Source organism: Dickeya oryzae, from assembly GCF_020406815.2.
Lineage (GTDB): Bacteria > Pseudomonadota > Gammaproteobacteria > Enterobacterales > Enterobacteriaceae > Dickeya > Dickeya oryzae.
In genome coordinates this window covers 4,262,369-4,288,694 of record NZ_CP162670.1, presented here as the reverse complement: position 1 = coordinate 4,288,694, position 26,326 = coordinate 4,262,369, and the positions used below count along the sequence as shown (strand labels likewise).

The window sequence follows — 26,326 nt, the reverse complement described above, 5'->3', positions numbered from 1 at the left end:
TACTATCCGGTCAGTGTTGTGCGGTCGGTTTGCCACGTTGTGGCTCATCGCGCAACAATAAGCGAGTTTTTTGAACATGGCGATACGCCACGGTTTAAGGATTATCAATGAGTGACATGACTCATGACGGCGCAGAGCGTCTTGCGCTGCACACATTTACTGAGAACGCCTACCTCAATTATTCCATGTACGTCATCATGGACCGGGCGCTTCCCTTTATTGGCGATGGCCTCAAGCCGGTTCAGCGTCGTATCGTGTATGCGATGTCCGAACTGGGGCTGAGCGCCAGTGCCAAATTCAAAAAATCCGCCCGTACGGTGGGTGACGTGCTGGGTAAATATCATCCGCATGGTGACAGTGCCTGCTACGAGGCGATGGTGCTGATGGCGCAGCCTTTCTCCTACCGCTACCCGTTAGTGGACGGTCAGGGGAACTGGGGGGCACCGGATGATCCCAAGTCGTTCGCCGCCATGCGTTATACCGAGTCCCGTTTGTCGAAGTATGCTGAGGTGCTGCTGGGCGAACTGGGGCAGGGCACGGTGGATTATGTGCCGAACTTTGACGGCACCTTGCAGGAGCCGAAGATGCTGCCTGCCCGCCTGCCTAACATCCTGCTTAACGGCACCACCGGTATCGCGGTCGGTATGGCGACGGATATTCCGCCGCATAACGTGCGTGAAGTGGCCGCGGCGGCCATGGCGTTGATCGATGAGCCGGACACGCCACTGGAAGCGTTGCTGCGTTACGTGCAGGGGCCGGATTTCCCGACCGAAGCAGAAATTATCACCCCGCGTGATGAGATCCGCAAAATGTACGAAAGCGGTCGTGGCTCGGTGCGCATGCGTGCGGTGTGGAAGAAAGAAGATGGCAGCGTGGTGATCACCGCATTGCCGCATCAGGTCTCGGGGGCGCGCGTGCTGGAGCAGATAGCCAGTCAGATGCGGGCCAAAAAGTTACCGATGATCGACGATCTGCGTGATGAGTCCGACCATGAGAACCCGACCCGGCTGGTGCTGGTGCCGCGTTCCAACCGTATCGATCTGGATCAGGTGATGAACCATTTGTTCGCTACCACCGATCTGGAAAAGAGCTACCGCATCAACATGAACATGATCGGTCTGGATGGTCGCCCTGCGGTAAAAGGGCTACGGGAAATCCTGACCGAATGGCTGGCGTTTCGCCGCGACACGGTGCGCCGTCGGTTGAACTTCCGGCTGGATAAGGTACTCAAGCGTCTGCATATTCTGGAAGGCTTGCTGATTGCGTTCCTGAATATTGATGAAGTCATCCACATCATCCGCAACGAAGATGAACCGAAGCCGGTACTGATGGCGAAGTTCGGCCTGAGCGATACCCAGGCTGAAGCCATTCTGGAATTGAAACTGCGTCATCTGGCCAAACTGGAAGAGATGAAGATCCGTGGCGAGCAGGACGATCTGGCCAAAGAGCGTGATCAGATTCAGGCGTTGCTGGCCTCAGAGCGCAAGATGAACACCCTGCTGAAGAAAGAGATTCAGGAAGACGCCAAAGCCTATGGCGATGATCGCCGTTCGCCGCTGCATGAACGCGGTGAAGCTAAAGCCATGAGCGAACATGACCTGTCGCCGTCTGAACCCGTGACCATCGTGCTGTCGGAAATGGGCTGGGTGCGCAGTGCCAAGGGGCACGATATCGACCCGTCTGGCCTGAGTTACAAGGCAGGTGATGCCTATCGCGCCGCTGCCCGTGGTAAGAGCAACCAGCCGGTGGTGTTCATGGATTCGACCGGACGCAGCTATGCGCTCGATCCACTCACGTTGCCGTCGGCGCGTGGGCAAGGTGAACCGTTGACCGGTAAATTGACCTTGCCGCCAGGGGCTTCCATTGAACAGGTGTTGATGGCATCAGATAACCAGCGGCTACTGCTGGCCTCTGACGCCGGTTACGGTTTTATCTGTACCTTTGCCGATTTGGTTGCCCGTAACCGGGTGGGGAAAGCGGTGATAACCCTGCCAGATAATGCGCGTGTGTTGCCACCGCTGGAGTTGCAGCGTGACGATGACTTGCTGCTCACGATCACCGCAGCAGGACGCATATTGTTGTTCCCGGTTGCTGACTTGCCAGCCTTGTCGAAAGGCAAGGGCAATAAGATAGTCTCGATTCCGGCGGCGCAACTGGCTAGCGGTGACGATCGGATACTGTGGCTGATGGCGATTGCGCCGCAATCTTCCGTCACGTTATACGCTGGTAAGCGCAAGTACTCCTTGCGTCCGGAAGAACTGCAGAAGTATCAGGCTAGCCGTGGCTGTAAAGGCACATCGTTGCCGCGCGGTTTGCAACGGGTCGATCGCATCGAGGTGGATGCGCCTGCCGGTATTGCAAACGTCGGTAGCAGCGAAGAGTAGTCGTGAAAAATAGTGTCTTTAGTGAAGGCAGACGGCCCGCCGTTGTGTGTGGTGGGTCGTCAACACGGTCCCTGCCTTGTCGGGGATGGGGCGGATAAGCGTCATCCCCGACACGATTCTCTTTCGTCATTTTTTCCCGTACGTCCGATGGCTGCTTTTGGGGCTGTTCGGTTTGCTGCGGCAAGGTTCGCCGTGTGTTTTAACGCGAAGCCGCTATACTAGCGGCGGCTGTTGGCTAATGAGGTTGCTATGTTATTCATTCTCCGCTTTTTGGTGGTGATCATCTTTTCTGTCGTGGTGTCTCTGGTTGGCTTCGTGTACTGCCTGTTTAGTCCAAAAGACCCTCGCCATGTTTCCCGGTTTGGTCGTTTGTTTGGCCGTTTATCGGTGGTGTTTGGTCTTAAGGTGGACATTCGCTATCCCCAGGCGTCCCATTTTGAGGGCAACTGTATCTATATCGCCAACCATCAGAACAACTACGATATGGTGACGGCGGCTAAAGTGGTGATGCCGGGTACTGTCACGGTCGGCAAGAAGAGTCTGGTGTGGATCCCATTTTTCGGCCCGCTGTACTGGCTGGCGGGGAATCTGTTGATTGACCGGGATAATAAAGCGAAGGCCCATGGCACCATCTCACAGGTGGTGGATCACATTAAAAAGCGCAACATTTCGGTGTGGATGTTTCCAGAAGGGACGCGCAGCCGCGGGCGCGGTCTGTTGCCGTTCAAAACCGGTGCGTTCCATGCCGCGATTGCCGCCGGGGTGCCGGTCGTCCCGATCTGTGTCTCCAGCACGCATAAAAAAGTGAAGCTGAACCGCTGGAACAATGGTCATGTGATTGTTGAAGTGTTGCCGCCGATCGACTGCAGCGGTTACGGCAAGGATCAGGTGCGTGAACTGGCTACTTATTGCCATGACCTGATGGCGGAGAAAATCGCCCAGTTGGATGCCGAAGTTGCACAACGCGAAGCGGCGGAAAAACGCTAACGTCAGCGCCAGGATGTGCTGTGTGGCCTTACGGGGGGCGGTACGACCCGGTGGGAGTAAGGGATTGGATCGGTTTTCGGAGTCGTTATGTCATTGAGTCGGCGTCAGTTTCTTCAGGCCTCGGGGGTTGCGCTCTGTGCGGGTGCAATGCCGTTGACGGCCAGAGCCGATAGCGGGAAGAATCCGCTGCCAGTGCCGCCACTGCTGGAGTCTCGTCGTGGACAGCCGGTTTTTCTGACCATGCAGCGAGCGCACTGGGCGTTTTCTGGTGAGCGTAAAAACCCGGTTTGGGGATTTAATGGCCGTTATCTTGGCCCGACTGTGCGGGTGTTCAGTGATGATGACGTGAAGCTGGTCTACAGCAACCGTCTTAGTGAGCCGGTATCGATGACCGTGAGCGGCTTGCAGGTGCCCGGGTCGCTGATGGGCGGCGCGGGTCGCATGATTCAGCCGAATATGGACTGGTCGCCGGTGTTGCCGATGCGGCAGGCGGCAGCGACCTGCTGGTACCATGCTAATACGCCCAATCGTATGGCTCCGCACGTCTATAATGGGTTGGCGGGCATGTGGCTGATAGAAGATAGCCTCAGTAAATCGTTGCCGATCCCCAACCACTATGGTGTGGATGACTTCCCGCTGATTATTCAGGATAAACGGCTGGATAATTTCGGTGCGCCGCTGTACAGCCCGCCCAGCAGTGGTGGTTTCATCGGGGATACATTGCTGGTGAATGGCGCACAGAACCCGTATGTGGAAGTGTCGCGCGGTTGGGTGCGTTTGCGTTTGCTCAACGCCTCTAACGCCCGTCGCTATGTGATGCGCATGAGTGATGGGCGCCCGTTGCATCTTATCGCCAACGATCAAGGTTTCCTGCCTGCGCCGATGGCATTGAATCAGCTTTCACTGGCACCCGGCGAACGCCGTGAGGTGCTGGTTGATATGTCACAGGGCAACGAAGCGACGCTGACCGCAGGGGAGTCTGCGACTCTTATGCAGCGGTTGCGCGGCTTGTTCGAGCCATCGACGATTTTGGTGTCATCTGCGGTGTTAACCCTGCGCCCTACCGGTTTGTTGCCGCTGGTGACCAATACTCTGCCGATGCGCCTTTTGAGCGACAATATTATTGACGGCGCGGTCAGCCGGACGCGCGAATTCCGCCTGGGTGACAGCCTGCCCGGTATCAATGGTGCCATGTGGGATATCAACCGTGTGGATGTGCAAACGCAGGTCGGGCGTTATGAACGCTGGATAGTGCATGCTGATCAAGCGCAGCCCTTCCATATTCAAGGGGCGGCATTTCTGGTGCGCAGCGTGAACGGTGGCCTGACGCCGCCGGAAGACAGCGGCTGGAAAGACACGGTGTGGGTGGAAAATAATGTGGAACTGCTGGTGTATTTCGGCCAGTTCTCCACGCCACAATTTCCGTTCCTGTATTACAGCCACACACTGGAAATGGCGGATCGTGGTTCCACCGCCCAACTGGTGGTGCAGCCCTGACACCCGCGCCAGGGGCGCGGGAAGCCGAATACAGTGAAGATGCGTCTGGTGAATATTAGTCTTTGCGCGGCGCGTCGGTACGCGGTTGGTCAGGGTCTGGCCCCAGCCGCTTGCCGCAATCCAGCGTGGCGATGTCGCTCAGTTCCTCTTTTTCCAGCCTGAAATCAAACACCGCAAAATTTTCCCGGATACGCGCTGGCGTAACGGATTTGGGGATCACCACCAAACCACTGTCCAGATGCCAGCGAATCACAATCTGTGCCGGTGTCTTGCCGTATTTCTTCGCCAGCGCGTGGATAACCGGGTGGTCAAATACGCCTTCGCCTCCCTGCGCCAGCGGGCTCCAGGATTCGGTCTGGATATGATGGGTGGTATTCCAGGTTTGCAGCATGCGCTGCTGGAAAAGCGGGTGTAATTCCACCTGATTGATGACCGGCATCACCCCGGTTTCTTCTTTCAGGCGTTGCAGATGGTGTGGGTTGAAGTTGCACACCCCGACGCTTTTCGCCAGCCCCTGCTCTCTGAGATTGAGTAACCCACGCCAGGCTTCAACGTAGGTGTTCTGTTCCGGCAGCGGCCAATGGAGCAGATACAGGTCAACGTACTCCAGTTGCAGTTTTCGCAGGCTTTCTTCGAGCGCCTGACGCGGATGCGCCTGATCACTGTTCCATAACTTGGTGGTGATGAAGATATCACTGCGCGGGATGGCCGTTTCCTGCAAGGCTTTGCCGACACCCACTTCGTTTTTGTAGATAGCGGCAGTGTCAATCGAACGGTAGCCGACATTCAGCGCTTCGGTGACTGCGGCAGTGGCTTGTTCATTGCTGGCTTGCCAGACGCCAAGCCCCAGTTGGGGCATGATAGTACCGTCAGCCAGTTTGACCAGAGGTTGCATCGTCATGTCATTCTCCTTGTTGTGCGCCTTCAGCGCCCGGCCGTGGAGGATTCTGGCGGCATGGCGGCAAGGTAGCAATGAGACAACAACGCCGCCATAACGGCGGCGTATCGGGACTGTTTTCACACCCCAATGATCTTTCACTTCAAGACAGTGCCAGCACGCCTGTCGCGGCACTGTCTCAAGTGTAGTCGAAAAGTCAGTCTGGCGGGATTAGCGGGCTGCTTCGTACACGCGTTTACTGATGTCCAGCGTGATGTCTTTGTGTTCGCCCAACGCCGTCATACCGTGCTCTTCGAGCTTCGCGACCAGCGCCGGAATAGAGCTGCCATCTAACTGGTAGTCTGACAGGCGAGTCGGTACGCCCATTTGTTCGAAGAAGGCGCGGGTGGTGGCGATCGCACCATCAATACGCTGGTCTTCTGAACCGTCACGCAGGTTCCACACACGATCAGCGTATTGCAGCAATTTCTCACGTTTCTGGACACGGCGTTCATTGAGCATCGCCGGGAGTACGATAGCCAGCGTCTGCGCATGGTCCAGTCCGTGCATCGCTGTGATTTCGTGGCCCAGCATATGGGTTGACCAGTCTTGCGGCACCCCTGCACCAATCAGGCCGTTGAGTGCCATGGTGGCACTCCACATCACGTTGGCACGAACATTGTAGTTATGTTGCTCTTTGAGGGCGCGCGGGCCTTCTTCGATCAACGTCAGCAACAGCCCTTCGGCGAAGCGGTCCTGAACTTTGGCGTCAACCGGGTAGGTCAGATACTGCTCGACGGTATGGACGAAGGCATCGACCACGCCGTTGGCAATCTGACGTTCAGGCAGGGTATAGGTCACGACCGGGTCAAGCACGGCAAAGCGTGGGCATACCAGCGGGTTCATGAACGCCTGTTTGTCGCCGGTGCTCTTACGGGTAATCACCGCGCCGCTGTTGGATTCGGAGCCGGTCGCTGGCAGCGTCAGCACCACACCCAGAGGGATGGCGCTTTCTACGTGTGCTCCCCAGGTTTGCAGAATATGCCACGGGTCCTCGGCTGCCTTGTAGTTCACCGCTGCCGCGATGAATTTGGTGCCATCGGCAACCGAACCACCGCCGACCGCCAGCAGAAAGTCGATGTTTTCCTTGCGTACGATCTCAACCGCTTTCATGAGCGTTTCGTAGGTGGGGTTAGGCTCAATACCTGAGAACTCCACGACGTTACGGCCTTTAAGCGCGTTGATGACCTGGTCGAATACGCCGTTTTTCTTGATGCTGCCGCCGCCGTAGGTGATAAGAATGCGGGCGTCAGCGGGGATTTGGTCGGCCAGAGCAGCGATTTGCCCTTCGCCGAACAGTATTTTAGTCGGGGTATGAAGCGTAAAGTTCTGCATGGTGCGTTCCTTGATAGAGGGTTGCCGGGCCACCGAGGTATGACTAGCCCCGATAACGGACCCAGATAAATGTTACTGATCCAGTTTAAAACCTTGCTGTAACAGCGCAGGCAGGACATGAGGGTAATAGACGCGTTGATAGTAGCTGGCGGTATTACTCCCCCAGGCCTCGCCATCGCTGCGTCCCGTTTGCTTCCAGTGGTTCATTAGAGTGTGGTTGTATTGTTCGATTGCAGCGGCCAGCGGCTCGGTGTGGTAAACCTCTTCATGACGGAAGGTTTCCAGCGGCAGGCGTGGTTTTTGGTGCGCAGGCCGGTCGACATAACCCAATACCAGCCCTGCCACCGGAAACGTCAGCGCTGGCAGTTCCAGCAGGTCGATCATCGCCTGCGGATTACGGCGCACACCGCCTATCGGCACGATGCCCAGACCAAAGGAATGCGCTGCGGCGATCAACGTACCCAGCGCGATACCCACATCGGTCGCGCCGGAAATAATGCTTTCAACACTTTCGTGCGCATGTTGGGTCTTGCCGCTCATGGCAATGCCGGTTGCGCTTTTGTGCATATCCAGCACCAGCGTGAGAAATACCGGTGCCTGCGCAATCCAGGGCTGCCCGCCCGCCAGTTCAGCGATACGCGCGCGGCGTGCCGGATCACGGACGACGACGATGGAAACCTGCTGTGAATTCACCGAGGTGGGCGCCAGATGCGCACTGTCGATAATGGCGGACAGCACCTCTTCCGGGATCGGTTTATCCAGGTAACTGCGCTCGCTACGGTGTTGTTTAAGTAGCTCAATGGTGTGATTCATGCGAATTCCTTATTACCCATTGCAGTGGTCAGGTTATGGGCTGACTACGATGGTGTGGCGATGGCTGTCATTCTCGGCTTCTCCCGGTACTCCAGCAATGCTCATTTCTCGCTGTGTATTGCCTGTTTCTGCAAAAGTCAGGAGGAAAGGGTGATTCTGCTGCCTATCTATGTCACTTTATTTCTGTTGTCAGTAAGAGATAAATATTATGCAGAATCTCGATTCACGCCAGCGTCTGGTCAAACTGGCGATGCCGCACACCCGCGGCAGTGGCGTCAGCCAGACACCGATTGAGCAGGTGAGGGTGATTTATGCCGATCGCCATACGGCGCGGGCTCCGGTGTTGTACGACCCGTGTATCGTGATCATTTTTCAGGGGCATAAAGTGGGGTATGTGGGGGACAAAGTCTTTCAGTATGACCCGGACAATTACCTGCTGATGACGGTGCCGATGCCGTTCGAGTGTGAAAATTTTGCCAGCCCGGAAAACCCGCTGGTGGGGATTTCCATTCGGGTGGATATCCCAATGCTGCAAGATCTGCTGATTGAGATGGGCGATGACAACGCGGGCGAGAAACGGCGGCCTGAAGCCGCGGGTATCAACAGCGTGCCGCTTAACGAGGCCATCCTGTGTGCGACAGAGCGGTTGCTGGAAACGATGGCGAACGCCCGCGACGCGAGGGTACTGGGGCCGTGGATTGTGCGTGAAATCCTTTATCACGTGCTGTGCGGGCCGCGCGGTGATTCACTACAGGCATTAATGAACCGCTATAGCCATTTCAGCCAGATTGCCCGTGCGCTCCGCTATATCGAAAACCATTACGCGGATAATTTGAGTGTAGAGCGGCTGGCTATGGAAGTGAACATGAGTGTGTCAGCGTTTCACCATAACTTCAAAACTGTCACCAATACGTCACCGGTACAGTATCTGAAGTCTTATCGGTTGCATAAGGCGCGTTTGCTAATGGTGCATGACGGGTTGAAAGCGAATGCAGCGTCAATGCGGGTTGGTTATGAAAGCCCTTCTCAGTTCAGTCGGGAGTTTAAGCGCTTCTTTGGTGCAACACCGGGTGATGAGGTGGCTCGCTTGCGTTCCGGCGCTGAGGTGGTTGAGAGCAATTAAACCGAGTGGGCAGTATGCCCGCCCACTCAGGGAATTGAAGAGGATAGATAAGATTTCTGGTGGGTTTCAGGCCATGGCCCGTCTTTTACGCCACAAGACCAACAGCATTCCCACCAGCCCACTCACCAGCAGCACCAGCGGCAGGATACACAATACGGCCATGAACTGGTCTTCGTAACGTTTGACCAGTGGAATCTGGTTGAGCGCGTAACCCATCGTGATGATACCGCTGACCCACAGAAAACCACTGAGCCAGTTGAAAATCTGAAAGCGAGTACTGTTGAACCCGGAGATCCCAGCGATGGTGGGTAGCAGGGTACGGACAAACGCCAGAAAACGGCCGACCAACAGTGCGGACAGCCCATGTTGGTGGAACAAATTGTGAGTGCGCTGGTGGTAGTGAGCGGGTAACTGATGCAGCCATTTCTTCACCAACTGGGTGTCGCCCAGCCAGCGCCCTTGCAGGTAGCTTAACCAGCAGCCAAGGCTTGCCGCTATCGTCAATAGCACCGTGGCAGGAAGGAAGTTCATTACGCCTTTGGCAACCATCGCGCCAGTCAGCAATAACAGGCTATCGCCTGGCAAAAAGGACGCGGGGAGCAGGCCATTTTCCAGAAACAGGGTGGTAAAAAGCATGCCATAAATCACCCATATGACCTGTGGATCGGACAAGACGCTGAAGTCTTGCTGCCACAGCGCCCGTATTATTTCATGAACAACACTCATATTGCATCCTGTCTGGTTTTGCTATAAACCCTGTGGCCGCGTAAATACACTGCGTGCGCTGAGCTTCAAAATACGAGCATCAGGATAGGGTAAAAAAGGTAAACGTTTTGTCATCGTTGTAACTGCTCATCATATACGCTTTGCCTGACTTACCACAGCAGCTTCACGGGGCCAGAGGGATAATGGCGTCACATTTCCTGCAATCTCCTAAAGCCGGCTTCCAAATCGGCTTCCAGGTCATCGCAATCTTCCAGACCGATGTGCAGTCGAACCAGTGTACCGGTCACGTCGACGCCACCTGCCGGACGAATCGCCGCCAGTTCTTGCGGTTGGTTCGCCAGAATTAATGATTCAAAGCCACCCCAGGAGTAAGCCATACGGAAATGGCTGAAATGATCAAGGTAATGGGCCAGTTGTTGGCGACTGAGTGTTTCTTTTAGCACAAACGAGAACAGGCCGTTACTGCCGCTAAAATCCCGCACGAAAAATTCATGCCCTTTACAGCCGGGCAGCGCAGGGTGATTCACTGTTGCGACTTCCGGACGCTGCGCCAGCCAGCGTGCTACGCGCAGGCCGTTTTCCTGATGCTGCTGCAATCTGACACCGAGTGTGCGCAGTCCACGGCTGGCCAGATAGGCGCTGTCTGCGTCAGCCATCTGTCCCATCAGGTAGGATTGTTCGCGCAATTGATCCCAGCAACGTGCGTTGGCAACGGCGGTACCGATCATTGCATCGGAATGGCCGACGATATATTTGGTGCCGGACTGGATCGAAATATCCACGCCAAGCTCAAGCGGACGGAACAACACACCGGCAGCCCAGGTGTTGTCGATCATGATGACAATATCCGGGTTAACGCGACGAACCGCCGCGACAATCGCTGGCACATCATGCACTTCCATTGTGATGGAGCCGGGCGACTCCAGGAAGACCACACGGGTGTTGGGTTGGATCAGGCTGGCGATATCACCCCCCACCATGGGATCAAAAAAGGTTGTGCTGATGTTCATCCGACTCAGCACTTTGTTACAAAAATCCTGCGTTGGTTCATAGGCTGAGCCGGTAACCAAAAGATGATCGCCTGCTGAGACAAACGAGGTAATGGCGTTGGCTATCGCGGCAGCACCACAGGGGTAGAGCGCACAACCTGCGCCGCCTTCCAGTTCGGTCATCGCATCCTGAAACGCGAAATGGGTCAGCGTGCCGCGGCGGCCATAAAACAAGGCACCTTTGGTCCGGTTAACGGCGGCGTGATGTTTCTCTTGCACGCTATCGAATATCAATGAAGAAGCACGTTGGATGACCGGGTTTACCGCACCCTGGGTGACGCGTTTGCTGCGCCCTGCGGCCACCAGCGTGGTGGCGATTTTTTTACTCGTCATTCGGCGTTACCTGTAGCTCAAACATTCCTTGCGTTCATCCTTGTACGTTATCACGGCTGGGGGGGCAGGGGGGCGGCTTTTCTTATCTGGATGAAGATGTCTCAGGATGACACCGGGGCCACAGACACGGCAGCGGGTCAGGATAAGGGATGTCTCGAATAGCGAATCTCATCAATACGCAAATAATAATGAGAACGACTATCAATTAATTTCAGGTTTGGTATCATTTTCGCCAGATTACGGTGGTATAAGCATGAGGGTGGAGGCACAGCGTGTATACGGCTGAGAAGAAGAGTGACCTACGGGCGTCATCGGTCTGGCGTAAGTCTGTCGGGGTGTTCGGGGGCGTGATGTATCGCCTGATGGCGTTTGCGTTGTTGGGAATAACGGGGCGCACGCTGGCAGCACCGGCGTCGGTTGCGGCGGATACGGCATCGGCTGTTGCTACGCCGTCGGTACTGCCACCGACGGGGGCTGTCGGTGGCCTGATGAATACCGATTTGTCCGTTCTGGGCATGTATCAGCACGCTGATGTCGTGGTAAAAACGGTAATGATTGGCCTGTTACTGGCATCCGTGGTCACCTGGGCGATTTTTTTCAGTAAGAGCGCGAGCCTGATGGGGGCGAAAAAGCGCATCCGCCGTGAATATCAGGCACTGGAAGACGCCCGCACACTGGATGATGCAGCGGATATCGCGGCGGTGTTCAAACCGGGTAGCGTGTCGCTGCAACTGCTGACGGACGCCCGCAATGAGCAGGCGCTGTCCGAACGCTCTGGCGACAACGGTGGCATCAAGGAACGTACTGCGTTTCGCTTTGAGCGCCGTGTCGCAGCAACCGGTCGTCAAATGGGACGCGGAACCGGTTATCTGGCGACCGTCGGCGCTATCGCACCGTTTATCGGTCTGTTTGGTACGGTGTGGGGCATCATGAATAGCTTCATTGGTATTGCCCAATCGCAGACGACCAATCTGGCAGTGGTAGCCCCCGGTATCGCCGAAGCTCTGTTGGCGACCGCCATCGGGTTGGTGGCGGCAATCCCTGCGGTGGTGATTTACAACGTGTTTGCACGCTGGACGGCCAGCTACAAGGCGATGGTTGGCGATGTGGCCGCGCAGATTCTGTTGCTGCAAAGCCGCGATCTGGATATTGCTGCCAGCGTCGGCAAGCCTTCACCGGCGCACCAGTTGCGGGTAGGGTAAGTCGATGGCGATGCATCTGAACGACGGGCAGAGTGAAAACGGTGAAATGCACGACATTAACGTGACGCCGTTTATCGATGTCATGTTGGTGTTGTTAATCATCTTTATGGTGGCGGCACCGCTGGCGACAGTAGACGTGCGCGTCAACCTGCCTGCGTCCAGCGCCACGCCGCAGCCACGCCCGCAAAAGCCGGTGTTTTTGACGGTGAAGGCGGATAAGCAGTTGTATTTGGGTGACGATGCGGTAACCGAAGCGACGCTGGCGCAGGCGCTGGAAATCAAAACACAAGGTAATAAAGACACCACCGTCTTTTTCCAGGCAGATAAAAGCGTGGATTATGAAACCCTGATGCGGGTGATGGACTCGTTGCGTGATGCCGGGTATCTCAAAATCGGCCTGGTGGGGGCGGAGAAAGTACGCTGATAAACGGGGTACTGACAGCATCGAATCACCGGTAAAAAAACCACCGTCTGCGCGGTGGTTTTTTATTGGTGAAAGGTTTTTTTACTGGCGAAAAACCTCACCGGGCGTGATGGTCGATGCCGTATTCAGGAGCGGGAGTCGGGATGACGCCAGTGCAGCCGGGTCGGCACGTATACGCGGCTTTCCGCGAGCGGTTGTCCTTCAATCAGCGCGTTGATCATCTCAAAGCTGTTGCGCGCCAGCGTTTCGCAATCCTGCGCCACGGTATCGATTTTCATCGGCAGACAGTCGAACAGGTAGTGATCGTCAAAGCTGCACAACCGCATATCGCAGTCCATCAGGTTGTGTTGATTCAGGTAGCGTAGCACCCCTTCCAGCAGGCCGCAGGCAGCGGTAAATAAGGCGCGTGGGGGGCGGCCCAGACGGGCGCATAACTGTGCGAACATTTCATAACCGGCGCTGGAATGGTAGTGGCCGTGGATAATCCACTCCGGGTTGCACGTCACTCCGGCGCGCTCCAGCCCAAGCTGGAAACCGGCCAGCCGATCACGGGTCGGTGATATACGCGGTTGCCCGCCGATAAAGTAGAACTCGTCCTGATGCTGACGGGCGATGTTTTCCACCAGCGCGGCGGTGGACTCCACCGCTTCGGACACTACCATCGGCAGGGTTGAATCACCAATCACCCGGTCGAACTGCAATACCGGTAACTGCTGGTTAATCTTCTGGTATTCGGCGTCACTCAGCATACTGGACGCGACGATAAGGCCATCCACCTGACGCTGAATTAGGCTGTTGACCGCCATCATTTCCTGACTGGCATTCTCATCAGTACAGGCGATCAGGAGCTGTAACCCGGCTTCCCGACACAGGCATTCCAGTTCACGGGAAATGACCGCGAAACCGTAGTTGGTCATTTCCGGCACCACCAACCCTAGCGTGTTGCTGCGGCTCGAACGTAACGAGCGAGCATGAATGCTCGGTTGATAGCGCTGCTGTTGCGCCAGCGCCAACACCCGATCACGGGTTTCGTCCGAAACACGGAACTCTTTGCTGCGGCCATTGAGAACCAGACTGGCAGTGGATTTTGATACCCCTGCCAGTCGCGCGATGTCGCTGATTGTGACGCGTTTGGTTGGTTTCACCGTAATATCTTTAGAACGCAATGGCCGCTAACGGCATGAAAAGGAAACTCATTCTATCACGCACGTTGCCAACAACCAGTGCCGCAACGTGATGCGCCCGGAGCCACTAAAATGCACCATCGCGTCGCTGGTGGGGAAGTAGCGTGATGACATCACCGCCTGCCCGTGGTTGATAAAGATTTCCACACTGGAACGGTCGCACAGAATTTGCAGATGGTGCAGCTTGCCTTCATGCCAGTAACGGTGCTCTGGTTCGTTGGTACGACGATTACGGCGGCTTAATGTCAGGCGCTCGCCGTCCCAACATAGCACCAGGATGTCGGCAAAATTGATCTGAAATTCGCCTTGTGTGTCCAGCCCCAGCTCTGCGCTGCTGGCGGGCAACGTGGGCGCATAATCGGCGACGCCCTGCCACAGATGTTCCAGATGACGCAGGCTTTGCAGCTCACGTGCGGGTTGTTGATACACGCGGTCATTGCAGAGCGTTAGCTCACGCGGACAGGTCATGGTGTGGATCCAGCCGTGAGAGAGTGTTGGCTGGAAAAACTCGTTCTGATCCGGTACGCCCATCCAGCCGAACAGCAACCGACGGCCATCTTCGCTTTGCGTGGTCTGCGGTGCGTAAAACTCGAAGCCCAGATCCAGCTCATGGAACGCCTGATGAGGGAAGCGGGCGTTGTCATAATCGAGTGAACCAACGAAATAACCGGACTGATAGGTATTCAGATAACGCTCTTCTTCAGCAGGCAACCCTTGCGGACAACAGATCAACACCTCACGGTTTTCCAGCGTGAACAGATCCGGGCATTCCCACATGTAACCGAAGTCGCCCAGTCCATTAAGGCGAGAACCGGCGATTTCGCCCAGCGCCTGCCATTGCAGCAGGTCAGGCGACCGGTACAACAGCACTTTGCCTTGCAAATCCAGGTCCTGCGCGCCCAGCACCATGTACCAACTGTCCTGATAGCGCCAGACTTTCGGGTCGCGCACATGACCGGTGTACCCGTCCGGTAATGGCAGCACCGGGCCGAGTTTGTCGAATTCGCCCTCTTCGTTAGCGCGCGCCAGACATTGGTACGCCGTGCGTGTGCCGTTATCGTATTTCACATTGCCGGTGTAGATAAGCGTCAGGGTATCGTTGTCTGCCACGGCGGAACCGGAATAACAGCCATGACTTTCATAGCTTTCAGCCGGTACCAGCGCCACCGGCTCATGACGCCAGTGCACCAGGTCCGCCGAGCTCCAGTGCCCCCAGAATTTGGCACCATGAGCACAGGCAAGCGGATTCCACTGATAAAACAGATGGTAACGTCCTTTATGCTGGATGAACCCATTGGGGTCGTTCAGCAATCCGACGGGGGGCGACAGATGCCACTGCGGCCGGTGCGGATCATAAGTCTGTTTAGCAGAGGCAGACATCAGGGCACACGCCATGCGTTTTACCAGATGGATTTCCTTCATTATGCGTTATCCGTTTTGTATTTTAGCAACAGGGAAATAAGGAAGGCGGTGCCAAAGGCTATCACCATACCAATCAAATAGTTCAGGATAGACCCTGCCTGCACGATAGCCAGTCCTGGGATACCGGTCAGCCCGACTGCCGTCATGTTGACGTGATTGGCGACGACCCAGGCTCCCCCCAACGCGCCACCCGACAGCCCGGCCAGGAACGGTTTGATGAAGCGCAGGTTAATCCCGAAGATTGCTGCTTCGGTAATGCCGAGCAGGCAGGACAACGCTGACGGCACAGCGATGGCCCGAATTTTGGCGTCGCGGGTTTTGAAATACACCGCCAGACAGGCACCGCCCTGCGCCACATTCGCCATCGCCCAGATAGGCAACAGGAAATTGACGCCAATGGCAGGGTTGCCCAACAACCCGGCTTCGATAGCGTGGAAGCTGTGATGTACGCCGGTAATGACGATGGCGGAATAAAGCCCACCAAACAGCAACCCGGCCAGCCAGCCTGCATGAGTAATCAGCGTACTCAGCACGAAGGAAATACCGTCACCTAACATGCGGCCCGCCGGGCCGATAACCAGCATGGCGACGAAACCGGAGATGATCACGGTCAGGAACGGCGTGACGATGATATCCAGCGCGTTTGGCACCACTTTACGCAGGCGCTTTTCCACCAGGCTCATGAACCATACCGCCAGCAACACCGGGAATACCGTACCCTGATAGCCGATCATCGCGAATTCCAGACCGAACAAATGCATGGTCTTGAAGCCGCTGGCCACGCCCCAGGCGTTGGTGAGCGCTGGGTGGGTGAGAATGCCACCCAGCGTCGCGCCCAGATAAGGGTTACCGCCAAATTCGCGTGCGGCGGTAAACCCTATCAGGATTGGCAGAATGATGAACGCGGCGGAACTGAACATGTCCAGCATCACGAAAATGGCGCTACCGCCATCCACCCAGCCATAGGTCTTGATCATACCGAGCAGGCCCATCAGCAGGCCGGAGGCGACAATCGCCGGGATGATCGGAACAAAAATATTCGACAGCAACCGAGCCAGACGTTGCAGTGGATTGAGCTTTTGCGCCGCCAGCGTGGCCGCTTCGCTGGTGCTGGCTTCACTGATACCGGCGACAGTGATGAATTCGGCGTAAACCTTGTTCACCAGCCCGGAGCCAAAGATGACCTGCATCTGACCGGCGTTCTGGAAGCAGCCTTTAACACCCTCGACGCGTTCAATGGCCGCTTTGTCCGCCAGGCTGTCGTCGTTAAGCACCAACCGCAGACGGGTGGCGCAGTGCGCGGCGCTGGCGATATTTTCCCTGCCGCCCAGCAAGGGGAGTAGTGATACCGCAATGGCACGAATGTCCATAATATTCCTCATTTATCAATCACAGGCAGGCGTCTGACCGCCACCGACTTTTATGCGTCATGTCAGTGACGGTAGCCTTCACTGTCAGAACCAGGTTTCCATCTGAACGCCGAAGGTCCATTCGCCACCGGCTTTGAAACCGGTGGAGCCGAACGCATCGTCGCTACTATAACGATCCAGTCGTTTATCCCAGTCCATGTAACTGGCGTAGACGCGCAGTTCCGGACGGCTTAATAAATTGGCGATATCACCCACTTTGAACGTCGGGGCGAACGTCAGCTTGTAAAATCCGCCGCTTACCTGATTACGTGATAAGTATCCCTGAGGATCCAGATTCATATATTGATAGCTGCCTTCATATGCTAGCGCGAAATTTTCGGTGATTTCCTGAATGAAGCGCGCATTAAAGGTCACCCAACGATAGTCATCGCCCTGAACATAACGATCTTTACTGCTTTGTGCCAAAATTGCCGGGGCGAAGCTCCAGGTGTGATTCAGCGCGGTGGTGCCGTAGGTTGCCAGACGCCAGGTATTGGCGTTTTGGGTCAGGTTGCCGTCGGAGCCGATGGCTTTCACTTCACCGCCGAGGCCGTGGCCGTAGAGCAACGCCACTTTGGATGTGCCGTCACGCAGGCCATAGAAACTATCACCGTGCCAGGCGACCAGTGCGTGATAGCCGCTGTCACCGGCGTTGGTGTTGGTGACATTGTTGCCGTTATTGCGCCCGGTATTTTCCTTCACGTCGTTGTTGCGCGCGCGCAGGCCACTCAGCATGAACTGGAATGGGCCGACGAAATTATTGCTGGTGACGATATAGTTCTGGATTTCGTTATCCAACGAAGTTATTTCACCGAGGCTGCGGCCATATAACGAGAGATTGGTTTTCCAGCCGTCGACCGGTTTGACGTCGTAAATACCGCCACCGGTTCCCGCCAGAAAGACCACGTCAGAATCGATCCAGTGGATGTCGAAATTATCGCGATCAAAGCGTTTACCCGCCCACAATGTGGTGTCTTTGAAAGCACCGGTGAACGTTGGCAACGATCCCAGTTCCACAAAGGCTTCACGCACATTGAACTGGCTGGTGGAGGCGGTCCAGTCGTTATAGCTGCGCTGGCCGTCTGCCATCATCACTTTGAAACGGGTGGTGGCACCGTTGTCCAGTTTGGTGCGGTGCTCCAGTTTCAGTTCCAGATAGGTGTCATCTTCGTTACCCAGACGACCCACATTACCGCCGGTTTCACCAGCGGGCGTCATGCTCGGCCCGATATCCGCTTTCGAACTGGTGGTGGAGTTGTGAATGGCCAGACCGGAACGGGCATAAGCGTGGAATTCAAACCCATCGGCAACACTGCGTTTATTGGCCAGTGCGTCGGTTTTCTGCGCCACCTGCTGGGTCTGTTGCTCATTTTGAGTAGCACGTGCCGCCACCTGCTGGGTTTGCTGGGCGACCTGCTGGGTGGTTTGTTCCACCTGTTGGGCTTTCTGTTCGACCTGCGTCGTGCGTGCCGCCAGTTGTTTTGCTTGTTTTTCGGCGGCATCGGCACGGGCTTCCGCCTGTTTAGCGCGTTGCTCTGCCTGCAATAAGCGTTGTTCCAGCGCGTTCAGACGCGCTTCGATGCTGTCAGAAGACGCTGCCAATACGGGAGAGGCACAGAGTGCAACACCCACGGCGGCGGCAAGATAACCTGGCTTTATCATGGTAGGTTTCCCTTGGATGGTAAGATGATTTTTTGTTTTGCTAAATTGCTAAACCGGTTATGCAAAGAAAGCTAAATGGGGAGGGCACAAATTGACAAGGAATTTTTTTTTCTTGCTGTGCTAACTGTGATCGTGACAACAAAACCTGTTCCCGACGGCGAAGTACGGCTGTCGGGAACAGTCTCGGTGGCGCTATAACGCGGAAGTGAGCTGATGAGTGAAGGGCAGGGCGGTCATCGCGCCTTTGGCGGTCGTTGCCAGCGCACCGCAGCGTTGTGCCTGTGTCAGTACGGCGTCCCAGTTATCAACCTGATACAGGCTATCGTAACCAGCCAGTGCTGCGAGCATACCGGCAACGAAGGCATCACCGGCACCGGTGGTGTCGATGGGGGTGACGCGCTGCGCCAGAAAGTGGTGCAACAGGTGGCCGTCATGCAGCCAGACGCCGTCACCGCCCTGAGTAATCAGCAATCGCTTGATCGGGTAGTGGGCCATTAACGTGCTGCTACCCTGGCGGATATCGTCGCTGCCGCTCAGAAACACAAATTCCTCTTGTGATAGCTTGACCACATCCGCCAGTGCCAGTACCTGATCCAGACTCTCCCTCAGCGCCTGTTCGCTACTCCATAAATCGACACGGATATTCGGGTCAAAACTCACCCAGCCTTGTGCTGCGCGTATTCTGTGTATTGCGTCGATCGCCGTGCTGCGCGAGGGCTCGCGAGACAGCGCGATAGAACACAGGTGCAGCCACTCACTTCGCTGAAATTCAGGCAGATCAGTGGGTTGGAGGAACAAGTCAGCACTGGGACGCACCATAAAGGTGAAGGTTCGCTCGCCTTGTGCATCCAGACTGACCACCACCGTGGAGGTGCGATGCTCCGTATCCGGTCGCATGTGGCGGATGTCCACCTGCTCACGGGCCAGAACATCGCGCAGGAAGTGACCAAATGCATCGTCACCGACACGGCCGATAAAGCCGCTGTGGCCGCCCAATCGGGCAACGCCTACGGCGACATTGGCCGGGGCACCACCCGGGCATTTCAGATAGCGGTCTTCGCCTTCTGGAATGAGATCGACCACTGCATCACCCATTACCCATACTTTGTGAGACATAGTTACACTCTTTCTCGGGGATTACTAAACTGCTAGCTAACATAGAAGAAACGGTTTAGCTAATCAACTTGCGGATAGAAAACAGGCATGAAAAGCGTATCAGGAGCACGACGTAATGATCGTTATGTCGTGGTGTATTTCGAAGGGATCACTCATGGCCGTTGGCTGAATGTCGGGTGATAAAAAAATCAGATAGCACGGTATTATAAAAAATAATTATCCTGCCAGAGTGGGTTATATTTTCAAATAATCATTATCACGGTCATATTATATTTATAATCGAATATTATTCCCAGGCTAACGAATATCACCTTGGCGGTAAGTTACTTTTTTATTTATAAAAATTATCTTGTCACAGAAGATTAATTTTCCATACTTTATAGTAAATCACTCATCAGCCGATGAGGTATGCCATGCCTGAGGCAGTCCATTTGGAACGGTTATCTGCTCCCTATTTTCATTATTGGGGGAAAGCACAGTCGTCTTCTGAAAATGAAAACGATGCGCCGTATCATTTGTTGCCCTATCACTGTCTGGATGTGGCGGCCTGTGGGTATTGGCTGGTGAAGCATAATCGTTTTCATGTCCGCGATCACATGCAGTCGCTCGGATTAGAAGAAGAGAGTGCGGCATTATGGCTGGCATGGTTTCTGGCCTGGCATGATATCGGCAAATTTGCCCGCAGTTTCCAACGGTTATACCAGAACCCTGATGCGCCGCTGGTGCGTGCCGCAGGGCAGGCATCGCCAGTGCGGCATGATTCGTTAGGGTTATGGCTGTGGCGTTATCGACTTTATGAGCGTTGGGAGCATGACGCCAGTTGGTTACCTGAAGTTTCCCGCTCTGACAAATTTCATTATGTGATGGACCTGTGGCTACGGTTGATGTGTGGTCACCACGGCCAGCCGCCGTTGGAAGACGATAACGGTGCGCTGGCGTTTCACCCGGATGACATTGTGGCCGCGCAGGCTTACCTGACCGATTTGCGTACAGTTTTCCCGCAATTAACCGCGTTTCCCGATGCATTTAGCGATAGAGGCTGGCGAGCGTTGCTGCAACAGCGGAGCTGGTCGCTGGCGGGTTGTGTGGTTCTGGCGGACTGGGGAGGCTCCTCACAGGCCGATTTCCCTTATTGCTCACAGTCGATGGCACTGGCGGATTACTGGCGTGAATACGCCTTACCGCAGGCGGAAAACGCCGTATTGCGCCTGCCCGACGCCTGTGGTGTTGCGCCGTTTCAGGGAATGCAGGCCCTGTTTCCTTTTATTACCCAACCGACACCGTTACAGAAGCAGGCTATGACGGTGGATATCAGTACGCCCGGCCCACAGCTTTTTTTACTGGAAGATGTCACGGGAGCAGGCAAGACCGAGGCAGCGTTGGTGCTGACACATCGCTTATTAAGCGCCGGGTATGGCGACGGGCTGTATGTCGGTCTGCCGACCATGGCGACCGCTAACGCCATGTACCGACGGTTATCGAAAGCCTATCGCACACTGTTTAGCGAATCCGGTTTGCCATCGCTGATGCTGGCGCACGGTGCGCGCGATATGGTGGCGGATTTCCGGTTGTCGCTATGGGGACCAGAGCAGAGCGGCCCGGTGCACTATGGCTCGGATGAGCGTAGCGCCAGTGCCGCATGCAACCAGTGGTTTGCTGATTCGCGCAAGAAAGCGTTGTTGGCGGATGTGGGCGTCGGCACGCTCGATCAGGCTTTGATGGCGGTGATGCCGTTTCGGCACCAGTCGCTGCGTTTATTGGGGTTGAGCGGCAAAATCCTGCTGTTGGATGAGGTGCATGCGTACGACGCCTACACCAGCCGCTTGCTGGAAAACCTGCTGACTTTCCACGCCAGTCAGGGCGGCAGCGCGATCATTCTGACTGCCACGCTGGCGGCATCGCAGCGGGAGCGGTTAGTTCAGGCATTTTACCGGGGTATGCAGCAGCCCGCCGGTGAACTGGCCGGGCAAGCCGGTTATCCGTGGTTTACCCATGTTAATGCGCAGGCGTTGCATGAATGGCCAGTCGAAACCCGTGCTGAGGTTCGCCGTACCGTTAAGGTGGCGTGGTTATCCCACCGTACGGATGCCATTGAACGAATTCGTCAGGCGGTGGCAAGCGGGCAGTGCGTGTGTTGGATCCGCAACACGGTGGATGACGCGATAGCCGCCTGGCAACAACTGTGTCAGAACGGTGAGATAGCCGCAGATGACGTCTTGCTGTTCCACAGCCGTTTTGCGTTTTGTGACCGTATGGCGATTGAAGACACGGCGATTGAGCGTTTTGGCAAACACAGCGACGGCGATACACGGCGCGGCAAGGTGCTGATTGCTACGCAGGTGGTAGAACAGTCGCTGGATATTGATGTGGACGTGATGATAAGCGACCTGGCACCGGTGGATCTCTTGATCCAGCGTGCGGGACGGTTGCAACGGCATATTCGCCGGGCAGACGGTAGCGGTAAACAGCCGGGGGATGATGCGCCAGAGCGGGACGATCGCGCCGCGCCCGTGTTGTGGGTACTGGCACCGGCGTGGCAACCAGATGCCGGACGTGACTGGTTGGGAGCAGAGCTACGTGGCACCGGTGCGGTGTACGCGCATCAGGCGGTGTTGTGGCGTACTCAGGCGATATTGCGTGAACGTGGAGCGTTACGTATGCCGGAAGAGGCGCGTTTGCTGATAGACAGTGTGTATGAGCAACGTATTGCGGCTCCCATCGCACTGGAGGAGGGGGATTATCAGGCGCAAGGAAAGCAACTGGGTGATCGCACCGTTGCGGCGCAATCCTCGCTGACGTTTTCATTGGGGTACTGCGTGGCCGCCGCACAGCGCGGCTGGAGCGATGATGCTGAGCTGTTTACCCGCACAGGTGAGGAATCGCAGGATGTCTATCTGGCCTGGCGTGCTGAGAGTGATGATGCACTACCGCAGCCCTATGCCGCCGAAGGCGAGTTTAGCTGGGAGAGAAGCCGCCTGTCGGTACGCAAGCGCTGGTGGCAGCAACACCAAAACGGGTGGCCGACGTTACAGGGCGATTTACTGGAACGTTTCCGGCAACAACTGCACCGCCCCGGCGCGGAGGTATTACTGCTGACGCCGGGTGAGATGGCGCATTACTACCGTGCTGATACTGGGTTGGTTGCAGCAGATTTGATAGCACAGTAGTCAGGCCTATGGGCGTTTTTAAGGTTACACACAGGGCATGTTTCACCATTTCCGACATAGATTTGTCTTTATACACATGGAACTGTTGGTCACAGCCTTAAAGTAATGCGACTGTTTTTAAAGGATTTTTTCTGCTTCGGCAGTTTTTGTTCACCGGGAAACATCGGTGCCGCTGGCGCGGACTCTGGCCGCGCGGAGGCAGAAAACAATAACAGGAATCATGACGACCTCACGGATGAGGCCTTACTGAAGAGGTAGGTTCATGTTTTCACTGATTGACACACTCTGGTTACCGGTAGTGGGCGCGGACGGGCATCGCACCCATATTTCTCCACGGCAACTGGCCGACGACCGGATTATCGATCTGGCGTGTCCACGGCCTGATTTTCAGGGCGCAGCCTGGCAGTTACTGATCGGTTTGCTGCAAACCGCCTACCCGCCGCCCGATGACGAAGGCTGGGAAGATATCTGGCGAGAAGGACTGGGCGACGGTTGGATACAGGCGCTGGATAGTCTGGCTCCGGCATTTCAGTTTGGCACGGATAAACCTGCGTTTATGCAGGATTTCTCATCGCTGGATGCCGATAACAGCCCGATTTCCGGTTTATTGATCGATGCGCCGGGCGGCAACACCCTCAAACTCAACAAAGACCACTTCGTCAAACGCGGTACGGTCAACGCTATCTGTCCGCACTGTGCCGCGCTGGCGCTTTATACGCTGCAAACCAACGCACCGTCGGGCGGTGTTGGTCATCGCGTCGGCTTACGTGGTGGCGGCCCAATTACCACCTTGCTGATGCCTTACGACGCACACCGACCGGTACCGCTGTGGCGCAAACTATGGGCCAACGTCATCCCCGGCGAGCGGGGGCGTTGCGATGCGTCGGTGTTCCCCTGGCTCAAGGCCACCCGCACCAGCGAAGGCGATAAAGATAAGGTGACGCCAGAAAACGCGCACCCGTTGCAGGCGTTTTGGGGCATGCCGCGCCGCATCGAACTCGATTTTAGTCATACCGAATCCGGGCATTGCGACCTGTGTGGCGATCGCTCGGACCAGCTGTTGACGCAGTACCGCACCAAAAACTACGGCGTACAGTACGAACACTGGCTGCATCCGCTGACGCCTTATCGCAAATCACTGAAGGATGGCACGTTGCTATCGCTCAAAGGCCAGCCTGGCGGGCTTTCTTACCGCGACTGGCTGGGGTTGGTTATCGGCACACAAGATGCGCTTAACCAGACATTGCCTGCACGTGTAGTGACCCTCAATCAGCAGCGCGTGCCGCTGTGTCATAAAGTCGGGCTGTGGTGCTTTGGCTACGACATGGACAACATGAAAGCCCGTTGCTGGTACGAGCACCGCGTGCCGGTGTGGAAAGAGATTACCCCGGCGGTAAAAGACTACCTGCCACTGGGCTTGCAGATGGCGCACGACGCCCAGCAACTGCTGCGTCAGTCGGTGAAAGCGGCCTGGTTTAGCCGCCCGAAAGACGTGGGGGGAGATTTCAGTTTCATCGATGTGTCGTTCTGGCAGGAGACCGAACAGTTTTTCCGGCAGCTTTATCGCTCTATTGCCGGGGGCGGTTGCCCCGTCGCGGCGCTTAATGCCTGGCGAAATCAACTCTACATGTATCTTATCGGCACCTTTGATCGACTGACATTCGGCAACCCGGACCAGCAAGGTGACCTGACGCGAGCGGTAGAAGCGCGCAGCAACATGGTGAAGTTATTCCACGGCCAGAAATCAATGAAACAGCTCAAAGGATTGCAACCTCAAGAGGAACCGGCGAATGGATAAAGGAAGTAAGGAGAACGGTAACAAGGAGAGCGGTCGTAAGGGGAGCACTGCAACACTGCTGGTGATAAAACCACCAGCAGCGGAGAAAATAGAGACCTGGTTTAAGCAATTACAGAACCGGCATAACGACACCCATAATGGACGGGCGGAGCGGGCGGCGTTGCGGCGCGCCGCCGCCCCTTATGGTGCGCTGACCTGTCAGGGGTTTATGCGGTTGTCGAATATGTTGGCCGGGGTGATTGGTGACAAGCAACATCGTCTGCTCGGTGTGGCGCTATTCGCTGCGGTGGCGGCTCATGCCGACCAGAACAACGACAAGAAAAGTTTCGCCGCGCAATTGGGGGAAAAGGTCAGTGCGGGCAGCGACCGGCGTTACCTGTCTGAACTGCGTTTTGAACGGCTGCTGCGTGCGCAAACACCGGAAGATCTGTGCCGCCTGTTGATTCGGGCGGTAACGATTCGCGGCAGCGCAGGCGTGAATCTGCCGTCGCTGGCTGACGGCATCCTGCTGTGGATGGACGAATGGCATGCCCGGCAACACAACCTGCCCGTTCACTTCAACCCACTGAAACGCAACGCGGTGCGCTGGGCGTGCGAATACCACCAGACAACCCTGGAACCGGCACCGGACGAGGCACCCTCCGCCCCGCAAGACACTAACGGAAACCACCCGACCGACAACAAGGAACCGGCATGACTACCTTTATTCAATTGCATTTTTTGACGGCTTACGCACCCGCTAACCTCAACCGTGACGACACCGGCCGCCCGAAAACCGCGCTGGTCGGCGGGGTGGAGCGGCTGCGGGTATCATCCCAGAGTCTTAAACGCGCCTGGCGCACCTCGGAGGTGTTTGAAAACGCGCTGGGCGAGCATATCGGCAAGCGCACCCGGCGGCTGGGGCGCGAGGTTTATCAGCAACTGCTTGATGGTGGTGTAGCGACCAAAGACGCGGAGGTCGCCGCGAAGAAGATTGCCGGGCAGTTCGGCAAGCTGAAGAAAGAAGAGAAAAACAGTTCCGACCCGTTGGAGAAATTCGACATCGAGCAACTAGCGCACATCAGCGTGCCGGAACGGGCGCGGATAGACCAACTGGTGGCGACACTGATCGCCGAAACCCGCGAACCCAACAGCGAAGAGCTGAAACTGCTGCGTAAAGAGGTGGCGAGCGTCGATATCGCGCTGTTTGGCCGTATGTTGGCTTCCAGCCCGGAATTCAACGTGGAGGCGGCCTGTCAGGTGGCACACGCGCTGGGTGTCAGTGCGGTCACGGTGGAGGATGACTTTTTCACCGCGGTCGATGACCTTAACTCCGGCGATGACAACAGTGGTTCTGGTCACATGGGCGAGCAGGGCTTTGCCTCGGCGTTGTTCTATCAGTACATCTGTATCGACCGCGATCGGTTGCTGGAAAACCTCAGCGGTGATGAAGCGCTGGTGCAGCGCACATTGCGGGCGCTGGGCGAAACGGCGCTTACCGTGTCGCCGACGGGCAAGCAGAATAGCTTTGCTTCCCGTGCCTATGCCTCTTACGTGCTGGCAGAGCGAGGCTCCGCACAGCCACGGGCGCTGTCGGTGGCATTCTTTAAACCGGTGCGTGGCGATGAACCATTGGAAACCGCCATCACCGCGCTGAAAAGCCAACAGGAGAAGTTCAACCGCGCTTACGGCGCTGAAGGCATGAGCGATTACGTGCTGAATGTTGAAGCTGGTGTTGGCAGCCTGCCGCAACTGTTGGATTTCATCAGCCAGTGAGGT

20 protein-coding genes are annotated in these 26,326 nt (G+C 56.2%); 10 read left to right on the top strand and 10 right to left on the bottom strand.

Going from position 1 to position 26,326, the window contains the following annotated elements:
* Nucleotides 1-107 precede the first annotated feature (107 nt).
* The 3 genes from parC (at nucleotide 108) to ftsP (ending at nucleotide 4,868) form a co-directional block, all read left to right on the top strand.
* On the top strand, nucleotides 108-2,384 hold the full coding sequence (parC, locus tag LF929_RS18850) for a DNA topoisomerase IV subunit A (RefSeq protein ID WP_210174462.1): 2,277 nt from the start codon (nucleotides 108-110) through the stop codon (nucleotides 2,382-2,384).
* A gap of 249 nt (nucleotides 2,385-2,633) precedes the next feature.
* Complete coding sequence (locus tag LF929_RS18845) at nucleotides 2,634-3,371, top strand: 1-acylglycerol-3-phosphate O-acyltransferase (protein ID WP_038925968.1); 738 nt, start codon at nucleotides 2,634-2,636, stop codon at nucleotides 3,369-3,371.
* Between the two features lie 87 nt (nucleotides 3,372-3,458).
* Entirely contained in the window at nucleotides 3,459-4,868 is a 1,410-nt protein-coding gene (gene ftsP / locus LF929_RS18840) for a cell division protein FtsP (protein ID WP_226093072.1), read from the top strand.
* A 55-nt stretch (nucleotides 4,869-4,923) separates the two neighbouring features.
* On the opposite strand, the gene dkgA is transcribed toward ftsP, so the two are convergent.
* From dkgA to LF929_RS18825, 3 genes are all read right to left on the bottom strand, one after another.
* Nucleotides 4,924-5,769: a 2,5-didehydrogluconate reductase DkgA gene (gene dkgA, locus LF929_RS18835; RefSeq protein WP_226093073.1), complete on the bottom strand. Its 846-nt coding sequence runs from the start codon at nucleotides 5,767-5,769 to the stop codon at nucleotides 4,924-4,926.
* 207 nt (nucleotides 5,770-5,976) lie between these two features.
* Nucleotides 5,977-7,140 (bottom strand): alcohol dehydrogenase, encoded by a 1,164-nt coding sequence (gene yqhD, locus LF929_RS18830; RefSeq protein WP_226093074.1) that lies wholly within the window; start codon nucleotides 7,138-7,140, stop codon nucleotides 5,977-5,979.
* Nucleotides 7,141-7,212: 72 nt separating this feature from the next.
* Nucleotides 7,213-7,953: an NADPH-dependent oxidoreductase gene (locus LF929_RS18825; protein WP_038903118.1), complete on the bottom strand. Its 741-nt coding sequence runs from the start codon at nucleotides 7,951-7,953 to the stop codon at nucleotides 7,213-7,215.
* A 208-nt stretch (nucleotides 7,954-8,161) separates the two neighbouring features.
* Between LF929_RS18825 and LF929_RS18820 the strand changes: the two genes are divergently transcribed.
* A complete protein-coding gene (locus tag LF929_RS18820) occupies nucleotides 8,162-9,076 on the top strand; it encodes an AraC family transcriptional regulator (protein WP_210174458.1) in 915 nt (304 codons plus the stop codon).
* 66 nt (nucleotides 9,077-9,142) lie between these two features.
* On the opposite strand, the gene LF929_RS18815 is transcribed toward LF929_RS18820, so the two are convergent.
* Both LF929_RS18815 and metC read right to left on the bottom strand, forming a co-directional pair.
* Nucleotides 9,143-9,802, bottom strand: a complete 660-nt coding sequence (locus LF929_RS18815) for a DedA family protein (RefSeq protein WP_226093075.1) — start codon at nucleotides 9,800-9,802, stop codon at nucleotides 9,143-9,145.
* Nucleotides 9,803-9,990: 188 nt separating this feature from the next.
* Nucleotides 9,991-11,184: a cystathionine beta-lyase gene (gene metC, locus LF929_RS18810; RefSeq protein ID WP_038906820.1), complete on the bottom strand. Its 1,194-nt coding sequence runs from the start codon at nucleotides 11,182-11,184 to the stop codon at nucleotides 9,991-9,993.
* 488 nt (nucleotides 11,185-11,672) lie between these two features.
* On the opposite strand from metC, the gene exbB reads away from it, so the two are divergent.
* Entirely contained in the window at nucleotides 11,673-12,386 is a 714-nt protein-coding gene (gene exbB, locus LF929_RS18805; protein ID WP_226093128.1) for a tol-pal system-associated acyl-CoA thioesterase, read from the top strand.
* Between the two features lie 4 nt (nucleotides 12,387-12,390).
* The gene (exbD, locus tag LF929_RS18800) at nucleotides 12,391-12,810 is read left to right on the top strand and encodes a TonB system transport protein ExbD (protein WP_012883090.1); all 420 of its coding nucleotides are present in this window, start codon (nucleotides 12,391-12,393) and stop codon (nucleotides 12,808-12,810) included.
* A gap of 125 nt (nucleotides 12,811-12,935) precedes the next feature.
* Here exbD and LF929_RS18795 read toward each other — a convergent pair whose 3' ends face one another.
* The 5 genes from LF929_RS18795 to LF929_RS18775 form a co-directional block, all read right to left on the bottom strand.
* Complete coding sequence (locus tag LF929_RS18795; RefSeq protein WP_210174456.1) at nucleotides 12,936-13,955, bottom strand: substrate-binding domain-containing protein; 1,020 nt, start codon at nucleotides 13,953-13,955, stop codon at nucleotides 12,936-12,938.
* 48 nt (nucleotides 13,956-14,003) lie between these two features.
* Entirely contained in the window at nucleotides 14,004-15,416 is a 1,413-nt protein-coding gene (locus LF929_RS18790) for a sucrose-6-phosphate hydrolase (RefSeq protein ID WP_038906822.1), read from the bottom strand.
* Entirely contained in the window at nucleotides 15,416-16,786 is a 1,371-nt protein-coding gene (locus LF929_RS18785) for a sucrose-specific PTS transporter subunit IIBC (RefSeq protein WP_038903124.1), read from the bottom strand. Before LF929_RS18785 ends, LF929_RS18790 begins: the two co-directional genes overlap by 1 nt.
* An 84-nt stretch (nucleotides 16,787-16,870) precedes the next feature.
* Nucleotides 16,871-18,487: a carbohydrate porin gene (locus tag LF929_RS18780; RefSeq protein WP_226093076.1), complete on the bottom strand. Its 1,617-nt coding sequence runs from the start codon at nucleotides 18,485-18,487 to the stop codon at nucleotides 16,871-16,873.
* 192 nt (nucleotides 18,488-18,679) lie between these two features.
* Nucleotides 18,680-19,603 (bottom strand): aminoimidazole riboside kinase, encoded by a 924-nt coding sequence (locus LF929_RS18775; RefSeq protein WP_226093077.1) that lies wholly within the window; start codon nucleotides 19,601-19,603, stop codon nucleotides 18,680-18,682.
* 413 nt (nucleotides 19,604-20,016) lie between these two features.
* Between LF929_RS18775 and cas3 the strand changes: the two genes are divergently transcribed.
* The 4 genes from cas3 (at nucleotide 20,017) to cas7e (ending at nucleotide 26,323) form a co-directional block, all read left to right on the top strand.
* Complete coding sequence (cas3, locus tag LF929_RS18770) at nucleotides 20,017-22,770, top strand: CRISPR-associated helicase Cas3' (protein ID WP_226093078.1); 2,754 nt, start codon at nucleotides 20,017-20,019, stop codon at nucleotides 22,768-22,770.
* A 262-nt stretch (nucleotides 22,771-23,032) separates the two neighbouring features.
* Entirely contained in the window at nucleotides 23,033-24,568 is a 1,536-nt protein-coding gene (gene casA / locus LF929_RS18765; RefSeq protein ID WP_226093079.1) for a type I-E CRISPR-associated protein Cse1/CasA, read from the top strand.
* Entirely contained in the window at nucleotides 24,561-25,265 is a 705-nt protein-coding gene (casB, locus tag LF929_RS18760) for a type I-E CRISPR-associated protein Cse2/CasB (protein WP_226093080.1), read from the top strand. The genes casA and casB overlap by 8 nt, the downstream gene beginning before the upstream one ends.
* Entirely contained in the window at nucleotides 25,262-26,323 is a 1,062-nt protein-coding gene (cas7e, locus tag LF929_RS18755) for a type I-E CRISPR-associated protein Cas7/Cse4/CasC (protein ID WP_226093081.1), read from the top strand. The genes casB and cas7e overlap by 4 nt, the downstream gene beginning before the upstream one ends.
* Nucleotides 26,324-26,326 lie beyond the last annotated feature (3 nt).

Coding starts and splice junctions, on each gene's coding strand:
- parC (WP_210174462.1), top strand. CDS start 108: ATGAGTGACATGACTCATGACGGCGCAGAGCGTCTTGCGCTGCACACA.
- LF929_RS18845 (WP_038925968.1), top strand. CDS start 2,634: ATGTTATTCATTCTCCGCTTTTTGGTGGTGATCATCTTTTCTGTCGTG.
- ftsP (WP_226093072.1), top strand. CDS start 3,459: ATGTCATTGAGTCGGCGTCAGTTTCTTCAGGCCTCGGGGGTTGCGCTC.
- dkgA (WP_226093073.1), bottom strand. CDS start 5,769: ATGACGATGCAACCTCTGGTCAAACTGGCTGACGGTACTATCATGCCC.
- yqhD (WP_226093074.1), bottom strand. CDS start 7,140: ATGCAGAACTTTACGCTTCATACCCCGACTAAAATACTGTTCGGCGAA.
- LF929_RS18825 (WP_038903118.1), bottom strand. CDS start 7,953: ATGAATCACACCATTGAGCTACTTAAACAACACCGTAGCGAGCGCAGT.
- LF929_RS18820 (WP_210174458.1), top strand. CDS start 8,162: ATGCAGAATCTCGATTCACGCCAGCGTCTGGTCAAACTGGCGATGCCG.
- LF929_RS18815 (WP_226093075.1), bottom strand. CDS start 9,802: ATGAGTGTTGTTCATGAAATAATACGGGCGCTGTGGCAGCAAGACTTC.
- metC (WP_038906820.1), bottom strand. CDS start 11,184: ATGACGAGTAAAAAAATCGCCACCACGCTGGTGGCCGCAGGGCGCAGC.
- exbB (WP_226093128.1), top strand. CDS start 11,673: ATGAATACCGATTTGTCCGTTCTGGGCATGTATCAGCACGCTGATGTC.
- exbD (WP_012883090.1), top strand. CDS start 12,391: ATGGCGATGCATCTGAACGACGGGCAGAGTGAAAACGGTGAAATGCAC.
- LF929_RS18790 (WP_038906822.1), bottom strand. CDS start 15,416: ATGAAGGAAATCCATCTGGTAAAACGCATGGCGTGTGCCCTGATGTCT.
- LF929_RS18785 (WP_038903124.1), bottom strand. CDS start 16,786: ATGGACATTCGTGCCATTGCGGTATCACTACTCCCCTTGCTGGGCGGC.
- LF929_RS18780 (WP_226093076.1), bottom strand. CDS start 18,487: ATGATAAAGCCAGGTTATCTTGCCGCCGCCGTGGGTGTTGCACTCTGT.
- LF929_RS18775 (WP_226093077.1), bottom strand. CDS start 19,603: ATGTCTCACAAAGTATGGGTAATGGGTGATGCAGTGGTCGATCTCATT.
- cas3 (WP_226093078.1), top strand. CDS start 20,017: ATGCCTGAGGCAGTCCATTTGGAACGGTTATCTGCTCCCTATTTTCAT.
- casA (WP_226093079.1), top strand. CDS start 23,033: ATGTTTTCACTGATTGACACACTCTGGTTACCGGTAGTGGGCGCGGAC.
- casB (WP_226093080.1), top strand. CDS start 24,561: ATGGATAAAGGAAGTAAGGAGAACGGTAACAAGGAGAGCGGTCGTAAG.
- cas7e (WP_226093081.1), top strand. CDS start 25,262: ATGACTACCTTTATTCAATTGCATTTTTTGACGGCTTACGCACCCGCT.